Raw genomic sequence first — 25,770 nt, 5'->3', positions numbered from 1 at the left:
CAAGTGGGGAGCGGGACGTGTTGAACGTTCCCTTTTCCCGTTTTCAATTTAAATATGGTGGTGGAGACAGATGAAAACAGAACAAACGCCATGGTGGAAAAAAGCTGTGGTTTATCAAATTTATCCGAAAAGCTTTAACGATACAACGGGAAACGGTGTCGGCGATTTGAACGGTATTATTGAAAAGCTGGATTACTTAAAAACACTTCAGGTGGATGTGCTTTGGCTGACACCGATTTATGATTCTCCTCAGCATGATAATGGGTACGATATTCGTGATTATTACTCGATTTATCCTGAATATGGAACGATGGAGGATTTTGAGCGGCTAGTGTCCGAAGCGCATAAAAGAGACTTGAAAGTCGTCATGGATCTTGTTGTCAATCATACGTCAACAGAGCACAAATGGTTTCGCGAGGCGATCTCTTCCATAGACAGCCCGTATCGTGATTTTTATATATGGAAAAACCCGCAGGAAAACGGTTCTGTTCCGACGAACTGGGAATCGAAATTCGGCGGCTCGGCATGGGAGCTTGACGAAGCGTCGGGCCAATACTATTTGCATCTGTTTGATGTGACGCAGGCTGATTTGAATTGGGAAAATGAAGAGGTCAGAGAGCATGTCTATGACATGATGCATTTTTGGTTTGAAAAGGGAATAGACGGCTTCAGGCTTGATGTCATCAACCTGATTTCTAAAGATCAGCGCTTTCCGGATGCGGAGGACGGCGGCGACGGCCGCTCTTTTTACACTGACGGGCCGCGGGTGCACGAATTTCTGCATGAAATGAACGAAAAGGTGTTTTCGCATTACGACAGCATGACGGTCGGTGAGATGTCTTCAACAACCGTAGACCACTGTATCCGGTATACGAATCCTGACAATAAAGAACTTGATATGACATTCAGCTTCCATCATCTCAAGGTTGACTATCCCAACGGCGAAAAATGGGCCTTGGCGCCGTTTGACTTTTTGAAGCTGAAGGAGATCCTATCCGACTGGCAAACGGGGATGCATGCAGGAGGGGGATGGAACGCTCTGTTCTGGTGCAATCATGATCAGCCGCGCGTTGTATCAAGATATGGAGATGATGGCGCATATAGGGTGAAATCGGCGAAAATGCTTGCTACGGCCATTCATATGATGCAGGGCACGCCTTATATTTATCAGGGCGAGGAGCTGGGGATGACGAATCCGAAGTTTAATGACATCAGTTCCTATCGGGATGTCGAATCGCTGAACATGTATCACGCCTTTAAGGACAAAGGAATGGCTGATCAAGAGATCACAGCCATTTTACAGGCGAAATCCCGTGACAATTCCAGAACCCCTGTTCAGTGGGATGATACGGAGAATGGCGGTTTTACAACGGGCACCCCATGGATACCGGTCGCCGGCAACTATCGGGAAATCAATGCCGAAGCGGCGCTGAGGGATCAAAATTCGGTGTTTTACCATTATCAAAAATTGATTCAGATTCGCAAAATGTATGACATTGTGACAGAGGGAACGTATGAGATAATCGCAAAGGATGACCCGAACATTTTTGGGTATCTCAGACACGGCAGCAATGAAAAGCTGCTCGTGATCAATAATTTTTACGGGACAGAGGCGGCCTTTACACTGCCGGACTCTTTAGCGCCTGACGAATGGAAGGCAGAGGTGCTGTTGACGAACGATGAAGCAAGGGAAGGGCTTCAGAACATGACGCTTCGCCCGTATGAGTCCATTGTTTATCGTTTAACGAAACCGTGTTAAACTAAGCTGGGTGGTCCATAATGAAGGTGAATAAATTCATCACAATTTATAAAGACATCGCACAGCAAATTGAAGGCGGCCGATGGAAAGCGGAGGAGATTCTTCCGTCTGAACATGAGTTGACCGCACAGTACGGTACATCAAGAGAAACGGTCCGAAAGGCGCTTCATATGCTCGCGCAAAACGGTTATATCCAGAAAATCAGGGGAAAAGGCTCCGTCGTGCTCAACCGTGAAAAAATGCAGTTTCCCGTTTCGGGTCTTGTCAGCTTCAAGGAACTCGCGCAAACGCTTGGCAAAGAAACGAAAACAACTGTACACAAATTCGGGCTGGAGCCTCCGTCAGAGCTGATCCAAAAACAGCTCCGGGCCAATCTGGATGACGACATCTGGGAAGTCATCAGGTCTAGGAAGATTGACGGGGAACATGTGATTTTGGACAAGGATTACTTTTTCAGAAAGCATGTCCCTCACCTGACGAAAGAAATTTGTGAAAACTCCATATATGAATATATAGAAGGAGAGCTCGGTCTTTCGATCAGTTACGCCCAAAAAGAAATTGTCGCCGAGCCGTGTACGGACGAGGACAGAGAGCTGCTCGATTTACGCGGCTATGACCATATGGTCGTGGTGAGAAACTACGTCTTTTTGGAGGATACCAGTTTGTTTCAATATACGGAAAGCAGACACCGTCTCGACAAATTCCGATTTGTTGATTTTGCGCGGCGGGGGAAATGAGAGAGGCGCCTGCCTGCGGCAGCGCGCTTTTTTGTTTGGTATCAAAATTGATACTATCCAACAAAAATGTGCGTACTTTTACTTTTTATCATAATGGCTACAATAGAGATGAGAGTAACCTAAAGGAGAGGTGTTTTACATGGCAGATCTAAAGAAACAAATTCTGGATGCATACAATTTCAGGCATGCGACTAAGGAATTTGACCCGAATAAAAAAGTGTCAGACAGCGATTTTGAATTTATTTTAGAAACAGGAAGACTGTCTCCGAGCTCACTCGGCCTTGAGCCTTGGAAATTTGTCGTCGTCCAAAATCCGGAATTCCGCGAGAAGCTTCGTGAATACACATGGGGCGCGCAAAAGCAGCTGCCGACCGCAAGCCATTTCGTCCTGATTCTTGCGCGTACAGCGAAGGATATCAAATATAATGCGGACTACATCAAACGTCATTTAAAAGAAGTAAAACAAATGCCTCAAGACGTGTACGAAGGCTATTTAAGCAAAACAGAAGAATTCCAGAAAAACGATTTGCATTTGCTTGAAAGTGACAGAACATTGTTTGACTGGGCATCAAAACAAACCTATATCGCGCTTGGCAACATGATGACTGCCGCTGCGCAAATCGGTGTTGATTCCTGCCCAATCGAAGGCTTCCAGTACGATCACATCCACCGTATTCTTGAAGAAGAAGGCCTTCTGGAAAACGGAAGCTTTGATATTTCTGTGATGGTGGCATTCGGCTACCGAGTGAGAGACCCTCGTCCGAAAACAAGATCTGCTGTTGAAGATGTTGTGAAGTGGGTTTAAAAGAAGAAAGCTGCTCGCATAGCGAGCAGCTCTTTTTTATGCCTGATTCGCTCTATTCTGTTTTCTCCTCTGATGTAAGTACATTGCCGTTCCGAGTGCGCTGATCAGAAATCCGGCCAACAGGATCGAGTACATGGATGTGGCTGTGTCCGGAAGCAGGCCGCCAGCCGGACCGTCTGTTCCTGATCCGCCCGAACCGTTTCCACCAGAGCCGTTAGTCGGTTGAGTGCCGGGAGGCGTATCATTTCCTCCGTTTCCGTCAGTTGGCTGTTTCCCGCCTGGTTTGTCGGAGCCTCCGCCATGACTGCCGTCATCACCGCCTGTCGGTTGGTCGGACGGGAATGCCGGCGGTTTGTTGTTTGAACCGGAATTTAAGATCGTGTATTCGCTGAAGTGGTTTGTATACCCTGTCACCATATCATCGTCAACTGATCCGTTATCTGTCTTTGTGAAAGCTTTCTTTTTTCTGTCGACATGATAAATGGCAGGGTTATGGGCTTCTTCAATGTCAAACATGCGAAGCGAAAGCTGAACGGGCTCCTTGAATGATTTTATTTCTTTTCCTTTTTGCTTCACTGTAAAGTCATATACATCTGCCAGTGACACATCCAATTCTCCCGTCGACTTGATTCCGATTGCAGTGTCTGCGGTTTTAAGGTTCGCCATTGGCATCTTCATGCTGTACCAGTAGTTGAACACCGTCAATGAAGGATCTGACTCTCTTTCTTTCAAAAGTTTGACCTGATCTTTTTTCATTTTAAGATTGATAGGCTTCTCTTGAGATCCTTCATGTGTTCCATAATAGACAAACGGCGTGTTGGCATTTTTAGCGTAAATCGCAAATTTGTCTTCATCAAGTGTCCAGCTGCCGTCCTTCTGCTTTGTCGGCAGGAATACTTCTTTGATCCGTCCTTCAAGCTTAGGAGAGACCTTGTTTCCTAGTTTTTTCAGCTGTTCGGTGAAAATCTCATAATCAACGTAGCCAAGGTCTTCACCATGGGAGGCTTCTGTAAAGACAGAATATCCGTCTCCTCCGGCACCGACAAAATTATTCGTTGCCACGCGGTAGGTATCATCCGTATTTATAGCAACTTTGTCTCCGTTAGGCGATTCAATTTTCACTTCTAATACACGGTGTCCAGGTTCGTTGTTTAATGTAAAGGTATATTCGATTCCGGCCACCTGAGGGAAAGCGCCGCCGCCATTTTCCACATTGCTTAGGCCTTGTTCAAGGGCTTCTTTAATTTGTTTTCCGGTTAAATCGGCCACGTAAAGCGTATTGCCGAACGGCATCACGTTGAGCACCTCGCCGAGTGTGATATCACCTTTGTCAATGCCTGCTCTGATGCCGCCGCCATTTGTTATCGCTATTCTGGCGCCGGCTGCTTCTTTCGCTTTTGCCAGCATACCGTCCGCGATGAAGTTTCCGAGATTCGTTTCTTTCGTGCGCACATGCTCACGCTGGCCGTCAAGCGCCACATCCGTATAGCCGACTTTTTCATTTTTCACGTCTTCTAATTCACTTTTGAACTGATCAAGCTCTTGTTTTGCTTCTGCGTTTTCTTCTGTATGCTCATCAATTGGCAGCACGCTCAGATTTGATTTGTCTGTTTGCACAACGCCATTTTCATCAAACGCGACATCAACGCGCCCCAAGAATTGGCCGTATTCTTTTGCCTGCGCCACGATCGTCGGTTCTTCGTTGTTTACGACCTCCATTTTGTCAACGAGGGTGTGAGTGTGTCCGCCGATGATCAAGTCAATGCCTTTTACTTTTTTGGCTAGCTCAAGATCACGGTTATGACCGATATGTGTTAAAGCAATAATTTTATTTACCTTTTCTTCTTCCTGAATCGCTTTGACGGTGTTTTGTGCTGTTTCAAAGGCATCATTGAATACGATGCTTTTGCCCGGGCTTGATGTGGTAGCCGTATCTTCCGTTGTCAGGCCGAATACGGCGACTTTCTCCCCGTCAACGTCTAACAGAATGTAAGGGTGGATGCCGACCTCTTTCTTTTCACCTGCCGTAAAGGTTTGCGGCTTTTTGGCAAATGATTTCAGCTTGGGTTCATTTGACACATCTACGTTTGCACTGACAATCGGAAATTCCGGTGCTTCAAAGTGATAGCGGTTCGCCGGATCAACGGTTGCGCTGTTTCCGCTTAGAAAATCAGAAAGCACTGTCGGGCCTTTGTCAAATTCATGGTTCCCGAAGGTCATGGCGTCATAGCCCATCATGTTCATCATTTTCAGATCGGCCAAACCGTTCCATTTTGTAAAATACAGATCGCCGGAAAACACATCTCCCGCATCAAGGAGAATGTTGTGATTTGTTTCGCTGCGTACTTCGTTGATTTTCGTCATTCGTCTCGCTGCATCATCGAGATGTGCGTGCGTATCATTGGTGTGCATGACGGTCAGATCCCACAGTCCGTCTTTAGGAGGATCTGGATTTGAATCATCATCGAATTGCAGCTTATACACACCATAGCCTTCATTCGCAGACTTGCCTACATAAGCGACGTCGTCTGCTTTATCGGCAAATGGCTTGGCCAAAAGTGAGGATTCAAACGTCACATTCGTGCCGGAAACAGGCGCGATAGACCAGTTGTTGTCTGCTTTTGGATTGACTGTTTTTTGTTCAATAATGTAATCCATCAGCACCTGCCTGTTTTCAACCGCAGAGCCGTGGACAATTTTATCGCTCGTCAGATGAGGGAACCCGCCGCCTCCGGACGCACGATAGTTATTGGTGACCACGAGAAATTCCTGGCTTGGGCTGATCGGCTTGCCTTCATAGGAAAGGTTGATGATCCGGGATGAATCCGCATTGATCACTTTTCCGTTCTCATTGTATTTAGCCGGTTTTGTCACATCGACCTGATATGTGACACCGTCAATCACGTCAAAATTATAGGAGCGGAAATTCTCGTTCAGCAAGGCCTGATCGCCGCCTTTGGCTGGATCAATTTGATTGAATTGGCCTGCTGACATCTCCAGCCAGTCCTTGACCTCGCTGCCTGTCAGCTTGACGATTTGAACAGTATTATCGTAAAGATACAAGTCACCGACATTTTTAATCGCAAGATCTCCGGCTGGAATGTTTGTATAGTAATTGGCTCCGTTTCTGCCGCCTGCTTTAAACGGCGCTCCAGCGGATAAAATCGGCAGGTCCTTGTACTCGGTATCCTTCATTTCTTTTTCGGCATACCATTTTTGCGCGTCAGTCACGATCTGAATGGAAGGATCATCTTTGACCTGTGCAAAGAAGCTGTTAATATCTGCTTCGGTTTTGCCGACTGGCTTTCGGACATACTCCAGTGTGTTTTGGTGTGTTTGCTGAATGGTGTTTGTAACGGTTTCGTTTCTTGATATGACGTTGCCAGCAATAGATTCAATACTTCCTTTGGAATCTGCTACCTTCCATGAGCCGTCCGCCTTTTCAAGCTTGAGGTCAATCACGCCTAAATATTTGCCCCAGCTGCTTGGCATGACGACAGGAATGCCGTTAATTGTTCCCTTTTCCACATCGAACTGAGCAACACCCGCATACTCGGCGGAAGGAAAGAGTCCGTGCTGATGGCCCGAGATAATCGCGTCAATGCCTTTCGTTTTGGTGGCAAGGTCAAACACGGCGTTTTCTGCACCTGATGATTGTGACTGCTTTTCAATGCCGGTGTGGGCGAGGGCAATAATGACATCTGCGCCTTCCGCCTTCATTTTCGGAATCGTTTCATTGGCGGATTCTACGATATCCTGCACCTGCACCTGTCCCTCGAGATTCTTTTTGTCCCATGTCATGATTTGCGGCGGGACAAAGCCTATGTAACCGACTTTTACTTTCTGCTCATTACCGTTTTCATCAATGAGGGTTTTTTCATTAATCACATACGGCGTATAACGGTTTTCACCGCTAGTTGTTTTGACGTTGGCATTTACAATCGGGAAATCGGCTCCTTTGATTGTGCCGTCGAGAAAGTCGAGCCCGTAGTTGAATTCATGATTGCCAAGCGTTCCGGCGTCGTATTTCAGCGCATTCATGACGCTGATAATCGGATGGGTTTTCGTGCCGGAGATAATGTCGTCTTTTTGATATTTCACCGCGTATTCACCCAGCGGATTCCCTTGAATCAAGTCGCCGTTATCCACAAGCAGGGTGTTAGGGTTTTGCTCGCGGTGCTTTTGGATCAATTGCGCTGTTCTCGCCAGACCGAAATCCGCCGTTTCTTTGTCGCTGTAGTAATCGTAATCCATCATGTTGGCATGAATATCAGTCGTAGCCAAAATACTCAGATGCACCTGAGGAGCCGCGCTTTCTTCTGCATGAATGGGTGGTGTTGGGAGGATTAGGCTAAGTATCATAATTGGGGGCAAAAGAATACGGAGAATGTTTTCGACGTGTGTTCGTCTTTTCTGTATTCTCACCAGTTCTCCACCTTTCAACGAAATTTGTGTTACAGCTCCTATTGTAAGAATATTTTGTAACTATTTGTAGGTGTTTCTTTATGATTATTGTAAAAGGGAGAAAAATGAGTACTATGTAGCAGCTTCAAGCGACAAATACTGGGTATTTATGCTTATCGTTTGTCCATATTCGCAAAATGTTTATTTTAGTGTGGCTGGGGTAGAGTGTTTTATGTAGACATATAAAGCGGGAGGTTATGAACCATGGGGAAAAAAATTGCAGTTGTTTTGACAGATTATTTTGAGGACAGCGAGTACACTGAGCCTGCGAAAGCCTTTAAAGAAGCGGGACATGAACTGACTGTCATTGAAAATGAGAAAGGAAAAACAGTAAAAGGCAAGCAGGGAAATGCTGAAGTGACGGTTGACGCGTCCATTGACGACGTAAACCCTTCAGACTTTGATGCGCTTTTAATTCCCGGAGGATTTTCACCAGACCAGCTTCGCGCTGACGATCGTTTCGTCCAATTTGCAAAAGCGTTTATGACTGACAAAAAGCCGGTATTCGCTATTTGCCATGGCCCGCAGCTTTTAATCAATGCGAAAGCGCTCGATGGCCGAAAAGCGACAGGCTATACGTCCATTCGTGTTGACATGGAAAACGCCGGTGCCGACGTTGTGGACAAGGAAGTGGTTGTTTGCCAGGATCAATTGGTCACTAGCCGGACACCTGACGATATACCGGCATTTAACCGCGAGTCATTGGCATTGCTTGAGAAATAAAGAAAAAACGGACGCCCGCGGGCGTCCGTTTTTTTGATCATAACGTGACATCAGCTTGAACAGCCGTCAGTTTCTTGTACCTGTAATACAAGAAAGCAGCTGCAGCCGTTCCGATGACCGCAATGCCGAAGTCGAATATGAAAATATGGGCGATGCCCCCCGCTTTTGCGATAAGCCCTGTTGCAATCGGCAGCAGAATCGATGCAAGGCTTGAAGCGGTCGCTACAATTCCGGTAACGGTTCCTTTTCGCTTCCAGAAAAGCTCTGTCATTAACGTAATGGTAATTTGAAACACACCCGCAGTTGAAAAGCCTAAGAAAAAGGCAGTGATGTCCAGCACAACTGGGATATGAACGGTCAGCATGACTGCGAGTGTACATAAAGTAATAATAGGATATAAGAGCGTTATGAAGACAGGTTTGACCCATCTGTTCAGCAAAACGGCTAATAATAAAACAGATGCCAGAGATCCTATACTATAATAGCTCAGCAATTGTACAGATGCTGATTCAGCTAAACCGGCTGCCTTTTGCGCGTAGCTCGGGAGCCAGATTTGAGAAACCGTAAATAAAGCCGTGGATGTAAAACCGATGATAATCAGTGCAGTGCCTTCTTTCTGAAAAACGGGTTCAGACAAGAAAACGGGAGATTCCTGTTGGCCGCTATTAGTTGGTTTCTTATGTTTTTTAGGAAACGAAAGCGTTGATAAATAAATAATATTCAGGAGATAGACCGCTGCCGGCAGATAAAAAGCAAATCCGTAAAACATGCTGTGGTCTGCTAAAAATGTGATCAAAAGCGGCAAAAGTGCGGCCCCCACAGACATAAAGGCTTTAACCAAGACATTTGCCGAACCGGAAGCAGACGGAAAGAGCTCGGTTAGGGCCGGATATGTTCCGGCATCCATGGCTGAATTAGCGACTCCGGCTAATAAAGCGAACACAAACGCCAGTTCATAGCTCGGTGATAAAGGAATACCGACTAAAAAGACGGCCATAATTCCCGCAGAAGCGACAACAAGCGGCTTTCTGCCGATTTTATCTGATAGAACTCCGGAAATGCCGTATGTCAGCAGTTTGCCAAACCCGATAGCGGCAATGACATAACTGATGCCGGTCGGATCGGTATTCCACTGTTTTGTTAATGAGGACATATTGGATGCGAGAATAATGTTGACCATCCCCAGAAAGAAGTAGTTGATATACATTCCGGATGCTGTTTTGATAGATGTCGTTTGCATGCTTGTACTCCTTCAGATCTTATTCGAACACTTTACTGTTTTGGTTTGAGGAAATGATAAAAAAGACTCGCCGAGTTTCCGGCCAGTCTCCATTATTTACGAAGCGAGGCTAATTCTTGAGCAATCGCCTGCATTTCACTTGGGCTGAATGATTCTTTTTTCATCACCATGCTGTGAAGGTACGTGAGGTCTTCAATCTTCTCATCACTGAAATCCTCCGCTTTGATTACGCCGACGTTCAGCATGTTCAGCTTTTGGGAAATCTCTTCAATCATTTGAGTTAATGTTTCTGTATTTGGGCTGGACAAATGGTTCCATCCTTTCTATGCGCAATATAGGTATGTTTTATTCTAACAGAATTCCATCAGAAAAAAACCCTATTCTAAAAGCAGGCTTTTAATTCCAAAAAAGTGAAGACATCAGTTGAAAAGGAAATGAACATCCTACTAAGATATTCATGAAGGTTTCTTTTTAGAGAAATAGGGGCAAAGAATAGGGAGGTTGCACATCATGATAAGCGTGTTATTTGTTTGTTTAGGTAACATTTGCCGGTCTCCGATGGCGGAAGCGATTTTTCGGGACCTGGCAGCCAAAAAAGGATTAGAGGGGAAAATCAAGGCGGACTCAGCCGGTATTGGCGGCTGGCACATCGGCAACCCCCCGCATGAGGGAACGCAGGAGATATTGCGCAGAGAAGGAATCAGCTTTGATGGCATGCTGGCGCGTCAAGTCAGCGAACAGGATCTGGACGATTTTGATTACATCATTGCGATGGACGCAGAAAATATCGGAAGTCTCAGAAGCATGGCGGGATTTAAAAACACCTCGCATATCAAAAGGCTTTTGGACTATGTTGAAGATTCAGATCTTGCCGACGTTCCCGATCCTTACTACACAGGGAACTTTGAAGAGGTCTGCCAATTAATCAAAACGGGCTGTGAGCAGTTGCTTGCATCCATTCAAAAAGAAAAACAATTGTGAGTGAAAGGAGAATTTGCATGAACAACGAACGTTTAATGCTGAAAGGGATATTTCTCGGAGCTGCGGCAGGCGCGGCGTTATCACTGCTCCATAAGCCGACAAGACAGGCGTGCGGGATGAGATGGCTGACATGCAAGCATAAACTTTCACTGTACAAAAGCAACCCAGAGCTGTTAAAAAACACTGTCATCACAAAAGTGGATGAGACCAAAAAGCTCGCCCGAACGCTTTCAAAGGAAGTCGACTTTGTGAACCAGCAGGTGAAAGAGCTGAAGAAAACAACGCCGCAAGTGATGGAACTCGTGCAAGAAACGAAAGAGCATTTTTCAAAAAAATGATCAAACATGCGAGGTGAGACGACATGAGTTTTTTGAAAGAGCTTTTCAGCAGATACACCCTTCATGAAGGACAAAGTAAATCAGCGGAGCTGGCGTATTTTTTTCTATTGTCACTGTTTCCGTTTTTGATTTTTATGCTGACGCTCACCGCGTATCTTCCGCTTTCTACCGATGATGTTTTAGGAGTCATAGAACAATATGCTCCCGCCAGTGCGATGTCACTCGTTGAATCCATTACCCATCAAACCTTAAATAATCGAAATGGCGGTTTGCTGTCATTCGGGATTATCGCCGCATTATGGTCTGCGTCTAATGGAATGAATGCGATCGTCCGGTCGCTGAACCACGCGTATGATGTGGAAGAAAACCGCTCTTTTATCATTGTTCGTCTAACCTCGATTTTTTTGACGGTTGCCATGGTATTTACGATTTTAGTGGCTTTGCTTCTGCCGGTATTTGGCCGGGAGATTGGAAGGCTCGCTTCTGACTTTGTCGGCGCGTCGGATCTGTTTTTATCCGTCTGGGCCGCCATTCGCTGGGGTGTCAGCCCGCTTGTGCTTTTGATTGTTTTTTCCGCGCTGTATGTGATTGCGCCGAACAAAAAGCTGTCTCTCCGGTTTGTCATGCCGGGTGCGGTCTTTGCGACCATCGGCTGGATCATTGTCAGTACATTGTTTTCATTTTACGTCAGTACGTTTGCGAACTATAGCGCCACTTACGGGAGCATCGGGGGAATCATCGTTCTGATGATTTGGTTTTACTTGAGCGGCATTTTAATTATCCTAGGCGGAGAAATCAACGCTCTTTTACATAAACGTAAAAAGCTTCCTGATGAAAATCCCTACCATTAGCGCACCCTATAAACGAACTTCGGTTCAAAAAGAAGTCGGGGGGGATATCGTGATGACCAAGCATACGAAAAAAGGCGGAAGCCATAACAAACAAAATTCGAAAAGCAAATCGAGCCATAAAACAAGCGGAAGCGCCAACGGACAAAACGGCTACCATTAGCATAAAAGCCTCCTGACATGATGTCGGGAGGCTTTTTGATTAAGAAGATGAAGAATAGGTTTCAGCCGGTGACCAGCTTTTCGGTTTGCCCAGCACAAGGGCCAGCCACACAGCGCTAAGCGTGAGAGTAATGAAGTAGAACAAGTTTGCGCTTTCAAATGTCTGCATATACCAGCCGCCGGCAACCGGGCCGAGGATGCTGCCGAGACTGAATGTAATGCCGCAAAGCAGGTTTCCCGCCGGCAGGAGATGAGGCGGAAGAAGATCTGTCATATAGCTGATGCCAAGTGTAAAGGTTGATCCGACTGCCATTCCTGCAATAAAAAAGCAGCCGCCGATCACGTAAGGCGAAGGAAATACACCGGCGATGAAAAAGCAAAGAGCCCCAGTCAGTAAAATCACCAGCAGCACATTCCGCCTGCCGTATTTATCGCTGAGGATGCCGAGCGGAAACTGAAAGATAATGCTTCCAATCGCAAATGCGGGAAGGATGATCGCTACTGCGTCTACTGATATCCCCAAACGGAGCGCGTACACCGGAAAGCTTCCGTTCAGCGCCGTTTCCAGAAAGCCGTAGCCAAATGTAGGCATAAAGGCAACCCACCCAAACAGCATGGCCTGATAAAATCGCCTGAAACTATTGTCTGATTTGGTTTCATGAGGACTGGTTTCCGGGTATGTATTTTGTAGAAAGAAAACAAAAAGCCACGCAAACAGACTGATGCAGCCGGACACGATAAAAGGAAGCGACTGACTCAGCTTGACAAGCGGCACCATGAACGGGCCTGCGGCAAAGCCAAGGCCAAAGGAAAGCCCATAAATAGACAGGTTTCTTCCGCGATTTTGTTTTGATGACATGGAGGTCACCCACGTTTGCGTAGAAAAGTGAAGCATGTGGTCGCCGATTCCAATGAACAGGCGAAGCAGGAACCAGACCCAAACTGACTGAAGCCAAATAAATCCGAATAAGCTTAAAATGACAATGCTTCCGCCCATGACGATCAGCGGCTTGAATCCGAGCTTTCTGAGCGGCGCTTCCATAAACGGCGAAGCCAAAAGCACACCGATATACAGCCCGGTCGCGTGCAGGCCGTTGATAGCAGCGGATTCTCCATTTGTTTCAAAAATGATTGAAATGACAGGCAGCAGCATGCCTTGTGAAAACCCAGAAATGGAAACGAGCAAGACAAGGATAAAGAAATGAAATCGTGACATCGTGTCAGTTCTCCTTATGTGGAATCTATGTTGATCGTACAACGTTTTCCAAAAGCAGGCAACCTGAAAAAAGCCTATATCACGCTATACATTTGCCCTCGTGTAATCATGAAGGTTTTTGTGAAGAATAAAAATAAAACAAGTCATAAAAAAGGAGCTATTTCACCATGAATCGTATCTTTTTTATTTTAGTGGCGGCCGGTGTTCCGCTTTCTGTGATTGGCAGTTTGATGCATTGGCCTTCCGCGGTTCTATTTGCCGTTTATTGCGTGACGATTATCGCGCTTGCAAGCTATATGGGGAGGGCGACAGAATCACTGTCCATTATTGCAGGACCGCGTATCGGCGGTTTGTTGAATGCCACCTTCGGGAATGCGGTGGAGCTGATTATTTCCCTTTTTGCATTAAAAGAAGGCCTGACAGGAATCGTGCTTGCCTCTTTAACCGGTTCAGTGCTGGGAAACCTGTTGCTGGTAGCGGGTCTATCGTTTTTTGTCGGCGGTTTAAAATATAAGCGGCAGGAATTTAATATCCATGATGCCCGCCATAATTCCGGGCTTCTGATTTTTGCCATCATTGTCGCCTTTGTGATTCCGGAGGTATTCTCTGTTGGTATGGGAAACGCCAGCAAGCTCAATTTAAGCATCGGCATCAGCATCATTATGATTCTGTTATATGTGGCGGCGCTGTACTTTAAACTTGTCACGCATCGGGGCGTTTATCAGCCGAATAATGCCGCTCAGACTGAAGAAGAGGAAGAGCCGGAATGGTCAGGGAAGGTTGCGACGGTTGTCTTGTTTGCGGCAACGATTGTGGTTGCATACATATCCGAAAACCTGGTCCATACCTTTCACTCGGTTGCTGAACAGTTCGGGTGGAGCGAGCTGTTTATCGGGGTCATCATCGTGGCGATTGTAGGAAATGCGGCGGAGCACGCGTCAGCGATTATTATGGCCTTCAAAAATAAAATGGACATTGCGGTTGAAATTGCAGTCGGCTCTACGCTGCAGATCGCTATGTTTGTCGCACCGGTTCTCGTCATCTGTTCTATCTTTTTTCCGACAAGCATGCCGCTTGTATTTACATTGCCGGAGCTCGTCGCAATGGTATCAGCGGTTCTCTTGATGATCGCGATTTCGAATGACGGGGATTCCAACTGGTTTGAAGGGGCGACACTGCTTGCTGCATATGTCATTATGGCGATCGGCTTTTTCCTTCTTTAACCTGAAAAAATGATGGATAACAACAAAGCGGGATGAAAAGACTAAGGGAAAATGCCATAGAAAGAGTGATATGATGAAAAAGCTATTTCATTCCACACTTATTGTGTTGTTATTCTTTAGTTTTTTCGGCGTTCAGCCCATCCACGCGAAAAAGCAGTTTAAGGTTCCTAATTCTGTCGCAAGCATTTCAAAGGAAAACACGTATCCGAATGCTTCACAGGATCAGCCAATGCTTCAGCCGAGCAAGCTGGCAAAGGAATTGCTCGATCATTCTGAGGTAAAGATTGAAAATCCGCATCTCATCAAAATGCTGAATGAATCCAACATATCCGGCACACCGCTTGCAGTAGGTTACCGGGCGACAATATTTCTCGGGAAATGGGCGCTCGGCTATGAATCAAATGAAACAGTCGCAAACTGGGAATATAAAAAAATCAATACAAACCGTGCGGATAACCGCGGCGGGAAAGAAACTGCTGAAATGCATTATGCCCAGGAACAGCAGTACAGAGTGAAGGGTGGCTTGACAGCTAAAGTTCCAAATGCTGAAGATGTCAAAAGCATGATGATGCAAAAAGCAATGAAGAAAACGAACCTCCCGCTTGCATTTGAGACGGTCATTGGGGCTGGCACAAAACGGGATCAGATTTATAAGGTCGCTCCTAAAAAAATCGGTTATCTACATGCATATGCACCGGCTGTGAATGAAAAAGGAAAAGTGACTTACGGAGAAGTATACTTAGTGCTGAAAGGAAATAAACGAAAACTCGTCGTGAAAAATGTCACGTCACAGGGAATCGGCGCGTGGATTCCGGTTCAAGATCATGTCACATTTGGTTTTCAGCTTTCCTCACTGCCAAGATAAATAAAAAACTGATTCCAACTCGGAATCAGTTTTTTTGTTTATTGGGTTCTCTCGATTCGGACCGCTTCCTCAAGCATTTGCACATTGTTTTGGTAGAGCTGGCGAACGAGAACCCGTCTTACTGCAAGGCTGGCACTGAAATAATCATCATCTTTCACCATGCCTTTAACCGTAAATTCGACGCCGCGATTGATTTTATTCAATGCGGTGATGCCGTGGATTTGAAACGGTTCTGTCGGATTGCCGAATTCATCCCGCTTCAATGAATCACGAAGCTCTTCATTCAGCATGTCACATGCCTCTTCCAACACGCTGTACACGCGGTCCGGATCTTCTTTAAAGCTGATAAGAAAGGATTCGGTAATCCGCATAAAATCAATATTATAGTTCTCTATTTGTCTGACCTCGCCGTTGCTGATGGTGAGCAGCTTCCCGCTCCATTCCCGGATTTGCAGCGAGCGGAGGCCGATTTCCTCCACTGTCCCGTTGAACAAGTTGTTGACGGTGACATAATCGCCTTTGTGCAGCTGGCGTTCATATATTAAGAACACACCAGCCAGCACATCTTTGATCAGCGATTGGGCGCCAAAACCGATCACGATACCTGCTACGCCCGCCCCGGCCAATATCTTGCCGAAATCATGCACAAATAAAGAAATAACGTAAAAGATAAAACCAATTGTCGCCGTATACTGGGTGACAGAACGGACAAGGCTTTCAATCGTTTTTTCCTTTTTTTCTTCAATAAAATCCGTCCGTTTAAAAAATAGCTGTACCAGCCGGTTGATGATAAAGACACCGATCCAAAGGATAACGGCAACGAGGAGAATATCGACGATTTTATTTTGAAAAATCTCCGTAAGTGTTTCTTTCATCCGCATCTAACTCCTGGCTTGACGTTTTGTGAAGTCTGTATCCTGATAATAACTGTTTTTGACAAGAACATTCGGTCCGAGGCACCGGACATTCGGGCAGTGGCAACTTAGTTCCTTCGCAAGCTTGGTCTCTCTCCACTTTTCATAGGCGGAAGTGAGGCTGTCCGTCTGAATGTTGCCAAGCGGCGGGGTATCACCGAAATCGGTCACGATAATGTTTCCGTCGAAAATGTTCACATTCAGGCGGGATCGGCCGTCAGGGTCATTTCGCACTGTGACGTTTTTCGCCGCGCGAAGCCGGCGAAGCAGCTTTTGGTCGTCTTCGTCCGGACTGCAGGCATAAAACGGCAGCGTTCCGAACAGCATCCACGTATTTTCATCACGAATATCCAGCAAGCGGTGAATGGCCTGTCTCATCTCTTTCAGGCTGAGGGATTCAAGAGCGCTTGCGAAATCGCTTGGATACATTGGGTGGACCTCGTGACGCTGACATTTCATATCTTCTGTGATTTGGCGGTGAATATGCTCAATATGCGGAAGTGTTCGTTTGTTCAGCATCGTTTCCGCAGATACCATTACTCCTGCATCCACGAGCGTGCGGCTGTTTTCGATCATTTTTTCAAAATAGCGCGCGCGCTGTTCGAAGGTCGGTTTTCTGTCCATCATGGCAAAGCCGATTTCAGCAAAATCTTCAACTGTACCCCAGTTATGAGAAATATGTAGCACATCGAGATACGGAATGATCCATTCGTACCGCTCGATGTCGAGGGTCAGATTTGAATTAATTTGTGTCCGCACACCCCGTTCATGGGCATATTTCAATAAAGGAACAACATATTCTTTTACTGATTTCAACGAAAGCATCGGCTCTCCGCCTGTGATGCTGATGGATCTGAGGCGCGGGATTTCCTCCAGCCGTTTTAACAGAAGATCTATTGGCAGAGCATTCGGGTCTTTAGGCTGCAATGTATAGCCTACAGCACAATGCTCGCATCTCATATTGCACAGTGTCGTCGTTGTGAATTCAACGTTTGTCAGCTGCATGTCTCCGTATTGGTCAACATCCATATAGGCTTCCCAAGGGTCAAACTCGGGCGTAATCGGACGCAGCTTCGTGTTTTGTGTCATGACTATCTAACTCCTTTATAAATGGGCATACTAACACTGCCAACAGTTAATTTTAGACCTGATTTGCCAAGATCGCAAGTAGCGCGGCGATTGAAAAACGGCAAAAAATGAGCTACCATAATAAAAAATGAATGGAGGAACAGAATGGGGAACGCCGTAAACAATAAAGATCAGCAGATTGATTATTTAAAGAACAGACTTGACATGTTTATGAACGTCATCGATTCATTAGACCCTGAAGTAACCGACGTTGAAGATATAGACAGGCTCATCAGCATGCTTGATGACCTGGAAGCCAAATACGAACGTTTTAAAAAAGATTGGGAATAAAACCGCGCGCCCGCCGCGGTTTTTTTATTGGCATAAAGCAACAGTATAAAACAAAGCCCCTATCTGTAAAATAAGAAAAAATGCAGAAGGAGCGCTGGCCATGAAGTGGATGTGTTCAATATGCTGCGCCGCCGTATTGCTTGCCGGAGGTGCAGCACAGGCGGAAGCGGTGCCGAATGAGCCGATTAATTGGGGCTTTAAACGAAGTGTCAATCATCAGCCGCCAGATGCCGGGAAGCAGCTGAACAGTTTAATTGAAAAATATGACGCGTTTTATTTAGGGAATACAAAGGAAAAAACGATTTACTTAACGTTTGATAACGGATATGAAAATGGCTATACGCCAAAAGTGCTTGATGTCTTAAAAAAACATCGCGTAACAGGAACGTTTTTTGTCACCGGGCATTTCGTAAAGGACCAGCCTCAGCTGATCAAACGAATGTCAGATGAGGGCCATATTATCGGCAACCATTCCTTTCACCATCCGGATTTAACGACAAAAACAGCTGATCAGATTCAGGATGAACTTGATTCAGTCAACGAAGAGGTTTATAAAATTACGGGAAAGCAGGACAACCTGTATTTGCGTCCGCCGCGCGGCGTGTTCAGTGAGTACGTACTGAAAGAAACGAAACGCCTCGGCTATCAAACCGTTTTCTGGTCGGTCGCTTTTGTTGATTGGAAAATCAACAACCAAAAGGGGAAGAAATATGCCTACGATCATATGATTAAGCAGGCGCACCCGGGAGCCATTTACCTGCTGCACACCGTATCAAGGGACAATGCAGAAGCGCTGGATGACGCGATTACAGATCTGAAAAAACAGGGCTACACTTTTAAAAGCATTGATGATCTGATGTTTGAGAAAGAAATGAAGATGCCGTCCTTGTAATGAGAAGAGCCTCTCCTGAAATGGAGAGGTTTTTCTTTATTTTATACATTTAATCAGTGCGGCCCAGTCCAGATCCCCGAAGCCTTTCTCAATCCCGCTTTCAAAATGGCTCTTGGCCAGCTCGGCAAGAGGAAGATTTGCAGAAACCCGTTTTGCGGCGGCGAGTGCCAGGTTGGTATCCTTCAGCCCTAAAGACATTTTGAAGCCGGCCGGCTCAAATTTCTGCTCGGCCATAATGGTTCCGTAATTTTGATAGACTGGAGAACCAAAGAGCGCGCTGGCGATTTCTAAAAATTGTTTTTGTTCTAAGCCGTATTTCTCCATCATTAAAAAGGATTCAGATAACGCCTCCAGCATGGACACAAGCAAGAAATTGATGCTGATTTTGGCTGCATTTGCCGTCTTGCTTTCTTCGCCGACGTCAAATACCTGCTGGCTCAGGCTGTCGAGCAGAGGCTTGGCAGCTTGCTTTGCTTCCGCCGGTCCGGCTGTTATGATACGGAGCGCGGCTTTGGCTGCGGCATCCGGTCTGCCAAGAACAGGAGCGGCGAGAAAAAATTGTCCTTTCTCTGCATGAGCTGCTGCGAGCTTTTCTGAGAACTCAACACTGATTGTGCTCATCGAGATGTGAATGCCGTTCTCTGCTAATCCTTCAAGCAGCCCGTCTTCTCCGAATGTCACGGTGCTGACTGAATCATCATCTGCAAGCATTGTGATGACAATATCAGCGGATTTTGCCGCCAGCCGTGGCGTATCAGCTGCCTGTGCGCCTTCTGTGACAAGGTCTTCTGTCTTTTGTTTCGTCCGGTTATAGACAGTCAATTCGTAGCCTGCTTGAAGAACATTTCGGGCAATGGGCTGTCCCATATTGCCGAGTCCGATGACAGCAATTTTCAATCTAATCACTCCCTGAATATTTTTTCCATTATAAACAATATGAACAGAATATGCATAGCGATCGGCTTACAACAAAAAAGAACAGCTGCTCGCTGTCCTCATTTAAAAATATTGAACCATCCTTTATGTACAAACCAAATCAGCATTCCAATCACAAGCGCGGCCATCAGGCCAAGTACAGCGAAATATCCGTATTTCCAATGCAGCTCCGGCATAAAGTCGAAGTTCATACCGTATACACCGGCAATAAAGGTGAGCGGGATGAAAATGGTTGATACGATCGTCAGTGTCATCATAATCGCATTCATCCGGTTTGAGTTTAGCGTCACGTAGCTGTCACGCAAGTCGGACGTCATGTCACGGTTGGATTCCACAATTTCAGACAACTTTAACAAATGATCATATATGTCGCTGAAATAGGCTTTCGTTTCCCGCTGCTCTTTCACATGGTCAAGGCTTAAAATCCGGTAGAGCAAATCACGCATCGGGATAATCGTCCGTCTCAAATGCAATAGGTCTGTTCTGAGATCAAACACCTCGTTCATCAGCGTTCCATACGTTTTGTGGGGACGGCTTTCTTCAATTTCATTCAGCCGGTCTTCAATTTTATACACGAGAGGAAAATATTCATCAACAAGCTGATCCATGATCATATAAGAAATATGCCCGGGCCCTTTTTTCAATATGTCCGGTGAAGCATACAAACGCTCCCGGACTTTAGCGATACCGGGCGTTTCGTGTAAATGAAAGGTGACGACAAATTTTTCGCCTTGAAAGATATCGACTTCCTCCGTCTCAAGTGTTTCCTTATTCAGCGCATGAATCACGTAAAAACGATAGCCATCATAATGGTCAAGCTTCGGCCGCTGCATATGCTGGAAGCAATCCTCAATGGCAAGCGGGTGAAAATGAAAAAAATCTCTCAATAACGCCGTTTCCGTATCCTCCGGGCCGTAAAAATCAACCCAGTACCATGCAATATCAGGCTGTTCCACTCGTTCGATCGGTATATTTTTCAGCAGCTGATGCTCTGTTGTGATTGCGGTAATGTTGATCATAAACAACCCTCCACCTGCCATTATATCATGCGGTCTTTATGAGAAAAGTATACGGTACTCTCTGCCTAATTCAAGCGGCATGTTATACTGAACAAAAACGGAAAAAGGGTGGATCTCATGTGGAAGGAAAAAGTATCTGTCACGCCTCCGTATCATTTTGACCGCGTGCTGGACAGGCTGTCTTTAGACCCCCTCAATGCTGTTGATCGAGAGGCGAGGGAAGTCCGTGTGCCAATCAGAAATCAAGCGGGGGACGTATGTATTGTAAAGGTACAGGCGTTAGGACATGCGGGCGAGCCTGAGTTCCTCGTCAGCGGGGAAACGGATCAGGGAGAAATGATGAAGGAAATCAAGCGGATTTTACAATGGGAAAATCATTTGCAGGACGTTCTGGATCATTTTTCAAAAACGAGCCTGTCCGCCATTTTTGAAGAGCATGCCGGGACGCCGCTTGTTCTGGACTACAGCGTGTACAACTGCATGATGAAATGCATTATCCACCAGCAGCTCAATCTTTCCTTCGCTTACACGCTAACAGAACGGTTTGTTCATGCGTTTGGCGAGCAGAAGGATGGCGTGTGGTGCTATCCAAAGCCGGAAACGATTGCAGAACTCGATTATCAGGATCTGCGTGATCTGCAATTCAGCATGAGAAAAGCGGAATACACCATTGATACATCAAGGATGATCGCAGAAGGCACACTCAGCTTGTCAGAGCTGCCACATATGGCGGATGAAGACATTATGAAGAAACTGATCAAAATCAGGGGTATCGGCCCGTGGACCGTGCAAAATATCCTCATGTTCGGACTTGGCCGTCCCAATTTATTCCCGCTTGCCGATATCGGCCTCCAGAATGCCATCAAACGCCATTTTCAACTGGACGATAAGCCGGCAAAGGATGTCATGCTGGCGATGAGCAAGGAGTGGGAGCCTTATTTAAGCTATGCGTCTTTGTATTTGTGGAGAAGTATAGAATAATTCGTCTGACAATGAAGGAAATCCTGCAAACGTGTTATACTAGAAAGATGTGAAAAAACCATTTCACTTTCTGCCAGCTGCAGAAAGCTTCATATAGAAACGGAGAGAACAACGTGAACCAACAAAAGAAACAGGCGCCCGTCGAACTGAAGGTCGGACAAACCTTTCCGCTGACGATTAAGCGTCTCGGCATTAACGGAGAAGGTGTCGGCTATTTTAAGAAAAAAGTCGTCTTCGTGCCTGGCGCGCTTCCTGGTGAAGAAGTTGTTGTGCAGGCCACAAAAGTCCAGCCGAAGTTTTCGGAGGGCCGCATTAAGAAAATCCGCAAGGCATCTGAGCACCGGGTGGCACCGCCTTGCCCTGTTTATGAACAATGCGGCGGCTGTCAGCTTCAGCACCTTGCATACAGCCAGCAGCTTCGGGAAAAACGCGATATCGTCATTCAGTCTCTTGAACGCCATACGAAGTTTAAAGTTGAAAACATGGAAATCAAAGAAACGATTGGCATGGACAACCCGTGGAATTACCGCAATAAAAGCCAATTCCAGATCGGGCGCTCGCAAAGCGGCAGCATCATCGCCGGCTTATACGGCCTTGATTCTCATGATATCGTGCCGATTAAAGACTGTATCGTTCAGCATCCGGCAACGAACAAAACAACAGGCATCGTCCGCCGCATTTTAGAGGACTTCAATGTGTCTGTTTATAATGAAAGAAAACGAAAAGGCGACGTTCGCACGATCGTGACGAGAGTCGGCTTTGAAACAGGCGAAGTGCAGGTCGTGCTTGTAACCGCAAAAGAAACGCTTCCGCACAAGGAAGAAATCGTCAAAGCGATTCAAAAGCGATTGCCAGAGGTCAAATCCATTATTCAGAATGTAAACGGGGCGAAAACTTCAGTGATTTTTGGCGAGAAAACAAAACAGCTCGCCGGAAAAACAGTAATTCAAGAAGTGCTCGGCGACGTATCTTTTGAATTGAGCGCCCGCGCTTTCTTCCAGCTCAATCCGGAACAGACCGTCAAGCTGTATGATGAAGTGAAAAAAGCGGCGCAGCTGACCGGAAAAGAAAAAGTCGTTGATGCGTATTGCGGCGTCGGCACTATCGGCATGTGGGTTGCGGACGGAGCGAAGGAAGTCCGCGGCATGGACGTCATCAAGGAATCAATTGACGATGCTAAGAAAAACGCCAAAAAACACGGCATGGCAAATGCCACATACGTAACAGGAACAGCCGAGCACTGGCTCCCGAAATGGACGAAAGAAGGCTTCCGCCCGGACGTCGTCATTGTAGACCCGCCAAGAACGGGCTGTGACAGCACGTTCCTGGACACGATCAAAAAAGTCAAACCGAAACGCTTCGTCTACGTTTCCTGCAATCCATCCACGCTTGCGAAAGATTTGCAGACGCTGTCGAAGGACTATCGCGTGGACTATATTCAGCCTGTCGATATGTTTCCGCAGACGGCGCATGTTGAAGCAGTGGCGAGACTTGTATTGAAATCGTCTAACTAAAATAAACAATACCTAATCAGACCTGGATTTCGGTAAAATAAACAATTCCGATTTCCGGGTCTTTTTTTCATGTACAGCCCTTGTCCTGACTGTCTTTTCCCAATTTTATCTTTCTTCTTTTCGCGGAGATCTTTATTTTAACTGGCGAAAAGAGTTGATAAAAACGTGTTGAAAAGCGGGTGAAAAACAGCGTTATTTAACCGGAAAAATTTCCTTCCAGTATGATTAAAATACATGAGTAGAATGATGTAAAATCATAGATATATTTTTGATAATTTGTAAAATTATATATTGACTTGCAGTTATTACGTGTGAAATATTGATGATAGGAATATAAGGAAAGGTATGGCATTATCATTTCAAGAGTCATTCGATGTAAAAAGTTGAAACATTGTAATAAATGAAAGAGGTGAAAATGATGGCCAACCCCATTTTAAAATGAATAACGTATGAGCACTACAACAATTAAATAATAGTGCCGACGATAACAACTATTACAGTAATACCTACAATGGTTAAATCCTTGCGACAATCATGCTTCATAATATAAATTTTAGATTGACACTTGGCTAAAAAGTATTGCAGAGAAGGAAATGGATAACTAAATGGATAAAGTATATAAAAAACGACCGTTATATAAAAGAAGTTGGTTTCAAACATTTTTGGCATTTTTAGTATCTCAGCTTTATTTTAATTTTGTAGAATTAACGGGATGGGGTCCTATGTATAGAGAAATGAATGGATTCCCAGCAAACATAGGTGAACTAGATTTCTTTCAAACATATCTTTCATTCTATGATAATTCATGGTTTAATATTATTACTGTTTTCTTGGGAGTTTTCACTATTATACAAATAAATACAGGGATAACAAAGGATATTCGAAATTAAAGCAATAACTTCTGATGCCTTATTTAATGATGAAAGAAAATGAACACTTTCTTAATTATCTTATGAGTGAAGACTGCGACACTTAGTCAGCAGTCTATTTTATTGGTTCTGGATCAGGATTACCGAATTATAACTCTATAGTAGGTTGCCACTTGCTGCGTTGGTTATTTTCTAAATCATGAGCAAATCCCAAACGATCCAGATTGAAGTTCTTGAATTCTTTAAAATAAGGGTTTATTTTCTCTTCTCATCCTCTTTACTCCATGTGATTCACAAGTGGTAGCAGCTTAAGTAGGTTTTTTCGTTCTCTTGAGTACTCAGTTATACCACCCCCAACTCAATTTGCTTTATCTCTATTAGTTTTTCCGCAAATATGATATAGAGATACGGATATGGTGTAGTGTTAAATATCTTATCTTCAATAACAGGGCAATTATTTTGCGTTGGTAATATGGAGAACTCATATGATATTCTATTTAGGTTGGAATTCTTTTTATCCAAAAAGTTCAAAAGTAAGCCCACTAAGAAAGACGAAGGTCAGCGCCAGTGTTAACCACAATATATGGTGTAGATAATCATCCCACGTGAAATGTTCAAAATTTACTATAGATTGATAAGAAATGCTTTCGCATGCGATAAGTGTAAAAAGAAAGCATGGTCAGTTTTTTAATATTGAGATACAGGTATAGCCGTATCCCCTAATGAAAGGATTTGATTTTTGTTATGACAGAAAATTTCTGGCGTGAATTACCACGGCCATTTTTTGTACTGGCACCAATGGAAGATGTGACAGATGTTGTTTTCCGGCATGTAGTAAGTGAAGCAGGCAGACCGGATGTATTTTTTACAGAGTTCACAAACTCAGAGAGCTATTGCCATCCGGATGGGAAGGATAGCGTACGCGGCCGTTTAACTTTTACAGAGGATGAACAGCCAATGGTAGCCCATATATGGGGAGATAAGCCTGAAAACTTTCGTAAAATGAGTATTGGCATGGCAGAGTTAGGATTTAAAGGACTAGATATCAATATGGGCTGTCCTGTGCCTAATGTTGCGGGGAATGGAAAGGGAAGCGGCCTTATTTGCCGTCCTGCAGTTGCGGCAGAATTAATACAAGCTGCAAAAGCAGGGGGATTGCCTGTAAGCGTGAAGACAAGACTTGGATACACGGATGTGGATGAATGGCGCGAGTGGCTGACACACATTTTGAAACAGGATATTGCGAATCTTTCTATTCATCTGCGTACTAGGGCAGAAATGAGCAAAGTAGATGCGCATTGGGAGCTCATCCCGGAGATTAAGAAACTTCGTGATGAGGTGGCACCAGATACACTTTTGACGATCAATGGTGATATCCCTGACCGCCAAACTGGCTTAAAACTTGCTGAACAATACGGTGTTGATGGGATTATGATTGGGCGTGGTATTTTTACAAATCCATTTGCCTTTGAAAAGGAGCCGAAAGAGCATAGCAGCAAGGAATTGCTTGATCTCTTAAGGCTGCATCTGGATCTTCATGATAAATATTCAGCATTAGAAGCCCGTCCGTACAAGCCTCTTCCTCGTTTTTTCAAAATTTATCTCCGCGGGTTCCGAGGGGCAAGTGAATTAAGAAATCAATGCATGAACACAAAGTCAACAGATGAAGTGCGTGCATTGCTCGACGACTTTGAGAGAAAGTATCTTGATGGGATAGAGTAACAGCAGTGCTTGATTCAAAAAAAGCTAACAAAATCAAGGGATTTTTACACCATTCTTGACTAAAATAAACCTGGATTTTCGGTAAATCCGGGTCTTTTTTGTACGCAGCTTTTACTCAGCCTGTCTTTTCTCTAATGTATTGT

The 25,770-nt window shown here is 45.2% G+C and carries 23 protein-coding genes; 15 read left to right on the top strand and 8 right to left on the bottom strand.

Annotation, left to right across the window (positions count from 1 at the left end; translation table 11 throughout):
* Positions 1-70: 70 nt before the first annotated feature.
* The 3 genes from treC to AC07VD_RS19035 all read left to right on the top strand — a co-directional run bounded on the left by treC (position 71) and on the right by AC07VD_RS19035 (position 3,301).
* On the top strand, positions 71-1,759 hold the full coding sequence (treC, locus tag AC07VD_RS19045; protein WP_494721935.1) for an alpha,alpha-phosphotrehalase: 1,689 nt from the start codon (positions 71-73) through the stop codon (positions 1,757-1,759).
* Between the two features lie 20 nt (positions 1,760-1,779).
* Positions 1,780-2,496: a trehalose operon repressor gene (gene treR, locus AC07VD_RS19040; RefSeq protein ID WP_003233679.1), complete on the top strand. Its 717-nt coding sequence runs from the start codon at positions 1,780-1,782 to the stop codon at positions 2,494-2,496.
* Between the two features lie 139 nt (positions 2,497-2,635).
* Positions 2,636-3,301: an NAD(P)H-dependent oxidoreductase gene (locus tag AC07VD_RS19035; RefSeq protein WP_014476144.1), complete on the top strand. Its 666-nt coding sequence runs from the start codon at positions 2,636-2,638 to the stop codon at positions 3,299-3,301.
* 36 nt (positions 3,302-3,337) lie between these two features.
* Here AC07VD_RS19035 and AC07VD_RS19030 read toward each other — a convergent pair whose 3' ends face one another.
* Positions 3,338-7,726 carry a multifunctional 2',3'-cyclic-nucleotide 2'-phosphodiesterase/3'-nucleotidase/5'-nucleotidase gene (locus AC07VD_RS19030; RefSeq protein WP_124059994.1) on the bottom strand — a complete coding sequence of 1,463 codons (4,389 nt, stop codon included), beginning with the start codon at positions 7,724-7,726 and terminating at the stop codon, positions 3,338-3,340.
* A gap of 243 nt (positions 7,727-7,969) precedes the next feature.
* On the opposite strand from AC07VD_RS19030, the gene yfkM reads away from it, so the two are divergent.
* Complete coding sequence (yfkM, locus tag AC07VD_RS19025) at positions 7,970-8,488, top strand: general stress protein 18 (protein WP_047182280.1); 519 nt, start codon at positions 7,970-7,972, stop codon at positions 8,486-8,488.
* 37 nt (positions 8,489-8,525) lie between these two features.
* Here yfkM and AC07VD_RS19020 read toward each other — a convergent pair whose 3' ends face one another.
* Both AC07VD_RS19020 and AC07VD_RS19015 read right to left on the bottom strand, forming a co-directional pair.
* Positions 8,526-9,728 carry an MFS transporter gene (locus tag AC07VD_RS19020; RefSeq protein ID WP_029946135.1) on the bottom strand — a complete coding sequence of 401 codons (1,203 nt, stop codon included), beginning with the start codon at positions 9,726-9,728 and terminating at the stop codon, positions 8,526-8,528.
* A 92-nt stretch (positions 9,729-9,820) separates the two neighbouring features.
* Entirely contained in the window at positions 9,821-10,036 is a 216-nt protein-coding gene (locus tag AC07VD_RS19015; protein ID WP_010330293.1) for a DUF1128 domain-containing protein, read from the bottom strand.
* Between the two features lie 202 nt (positions 10,037-10,238).
* Between AC07VD_RS19015 and yfkJ the strand changes: the two genes are divergently transcribed.
* Genes yfkJ through AC07VD_RS19000 form a run of 3 tightly spaced genes read left to right on the top strand, consistent with a single transcriptional unit; the run spans position 10,239 to position 11,898 of the window.
* Entirely contained in the window at positions 10,239-10,709 is a 471-nt protein-coding gene (gene yfkJ / locus AC07VD_RS19010; RefSeq protein WP_003243480.1) for a protein-tyrosine-phosphatase, read from the top strand.
* A gap of 17 nt (positions 10,710-10,726) precedes the next feature.
* Complete coding sequence (locus AC07VD_RS19005) at positions 10,727-11,047, top strand: hypothetical protein (RefSeq protein ID WP_130573236.1); 321 nt, start codon at positions 10,727-10,729, stop codon at positions 11,045-11,047.
* Positions 11,048-11,070: 23 nt separating this feature from the next.
* Positions 11,071-11,898: a YihY family inner membrane protein gene (locus tag AC07VD_RS19000; RefSeq protein WP_041332851.1), complete on the top strand. Its 828-nt coding sequence runs from the start codon at positions 11,071-11,073 to the stop codon at positions 11,896-11,898.
* A gap of 199 nt (positions 11,899-12,097) precedes the next feature.
* Here the strand turns inward: AC07VD_RS19000 and AC07VD_RS18995 are convergent, their stop codons facing one another.
* Positions 12,098-13,273, bottom strand: coding sequence for an MFS transporter (locus AC07VD_RS18995; protein WP_124059995.1), 1,176 nt, complete (start codon positions 13,271-13,273; stop codon positions 12,098-12,100).
* Between the two features lie 167 nt (positions 13,274-13,440).
* On the opposite strand from AC07VD_RS18995, the gene cax reads away from it, so the two are divergent.
* Together cax and AC07VD_RS18985 are read left to right on the top strand one after the other, a co-directional pair.
* Positions 13,441-14,496, top strand: a complete 1,056-nt coding sequence (cax, locus tag AC07VD_RS18990; RefSeq protein WP_124059996.1) for a calcium/proton exchanger — start codon at positions 13,441-13,443, stop codon at positions 14,494-14,496.
* A gap of 70 nt (positions 14,497-14,566) precedes the next feature.
* The gene (locus AC07VD_RS18985; protein ID WP_003233657.1) at positions 14,567-15,361 is read left to right on the top strand and encodes a YfkD famly protein; all 795 of its coding nucleotides are present in this window, start codon (positions 14,567-14,569) and stop codon (positions 15,359-15,361) included.
* Positions 15,362-15,399: 38 nt separating this feature from the next.
* Here AC07VD_RS18985 and mscC read toward each other — a convergent pair whose 3' ends face one another.
* Positions 15,400-16,242, bottom strand: a complete 843-nt coding sequence (gene mscC, locus AC07VD_RS18980; RefSeq protein ID WP_010886444.1) for a mechanosensitive ion channel protein MscC — start codon at positions 16,240-16,242, stop codon at positions 15,400-15,402.
* Positions 16,243-17,364, bottom strand: coding sequence for a radical SAM/CxCxxxxC motif protein YfkAB (yfkAB, locus tag AC07VD_RS18975; RefSeq protein ID WP_494721934.1), 1,122 nt, complete (start codon positions 17,362-17,364; stop codon positions 16,243-16,245).
* A 144-nt stretch (positions 17,365-17,508) separates the two neighbouring features.
* On the opposite strand from yfkAB, the gene AC07VD_RS18970 reads away from it, so the two are divergent.
* Positions 17,509-17,694 carry an SE1561 family protein gene (locus AC07VD_RS18970; RefSeq protein WP_217018834.1) on the top strand — a complete coding sequence of 62 codons (186 nt, stop codon included), beginning with the start codon at positions 17,509-17,511 and terminating at the stop codon, positions 17,692-17,694.
* Between the two features lie 100 nt (positions 17,695-17,794).
* A complete protein-coding gene (gene pdaA / locus AC07VD_RS18965) occupies positions 17,795-18,586 on the top strand; it encodes a delta-lactam-biosynthetic de-N-acetylase (protein ID WP_014479173.1) in 792 nt (263 codons plus the stop codon).
* A 36-nt stretch (positions 18,587-18,622) separates the two neighbouring features.
* Here the strand turns inward: pdaA and AC07VD_RS18960 are convergent, their stop codons facing one another.
* Together AC07VD_RS18960 and corA are read right to left on the bottom strand one after the other, a co-directional pair.
* Entirely contained in the window at positions 18,623-19,483 is an 861-nt protein-coding gene (locus AC07VD_RS18960) for an NAD(P)-dependent oxidoreductase (protein ID WP_014476157.1), read from the bottom strand.
* A gap of 98 nt (positions 19,484-19,581) precedes the next feature.
* Positions 19,582-20,541: a magnesium/cobalt transporter CorA gene (gene corA / locus AC07VD_RS18955; protein WP_003233650.1), complete on the bottom strand. Its 960-nt coding sequence runs from the start codon at positions 20,539-20,541 to the stop codon at positions 19,582-19,584.
* A 117-nt stretch (positions 20,542-20,658) separates the two neighbouring features.
* Here corA and AC07VD_RS18950 point away from each other — a divergent pair, with 117 nt between their 5' ends.
* From AC07VD_RS18950 to AC07VD_RS18935, 4 genes are all read left to right on the top strand, one after another.
* On the top strand, positions 20,659-21,522 hold the full coding sequence (locus tag AC07VD_RS18950) for a DNA-3-methyladenine glycosylase family protein (RefSeq protein ID WP_128992537.1): 864 nt from the start codon (positions 20,659-20,661) through the stop codon (positions 21,520-21,522).
* A gap of 113 nt (positions 21,523-21,635) precedes the next feature.
* Positions 21,636-23,036 carry a 23S rRNA (uracil(1939)-C(5))-methyltransferase RlmD gene (gene rlmD / locus AC07VD_RS18945; protein ID WP_003233644.1) on the top strand — a complete coding sequence of 467 codons (1,401 nt, stop codon included), beginning with the start codon at positions 21,636-21,638 and terminating at the stop codon, positions 23,034-23,036.
* Positions 23,037-23,641: 605 nt separating this feature from the next.
* Positions 23,642-23,926, top strand: coding sequence for a YfzA family protein (locus AC07VD_RS18940; RefSeq protein ID WP_124060000.1), 285 nt, complete (start codon positions 23,642-23,644; stop codon positions 23,924-23,926).
* Positions 23,927-24,649: 723 nt separating this feature from the next.
* Positions 24,650-25,627, top strand: coding sequence for a tRNA dihydrouridine synthase (locus AC07VD_RS18935; protein WP_032726644.1), 978 nt, complete (start codon positions 24,650-24,652; stop codon positions 25,625-25,627).
* Positions 25,628-25,770 lie beyond the last annotated feature (143 nt).

The organism is Bacillus sp. GW821-FHT01G09 (assembly GCF_059422205.1).
This window is presented reverse-complemented; position numbering and strand designations above follow the sequence as displayed.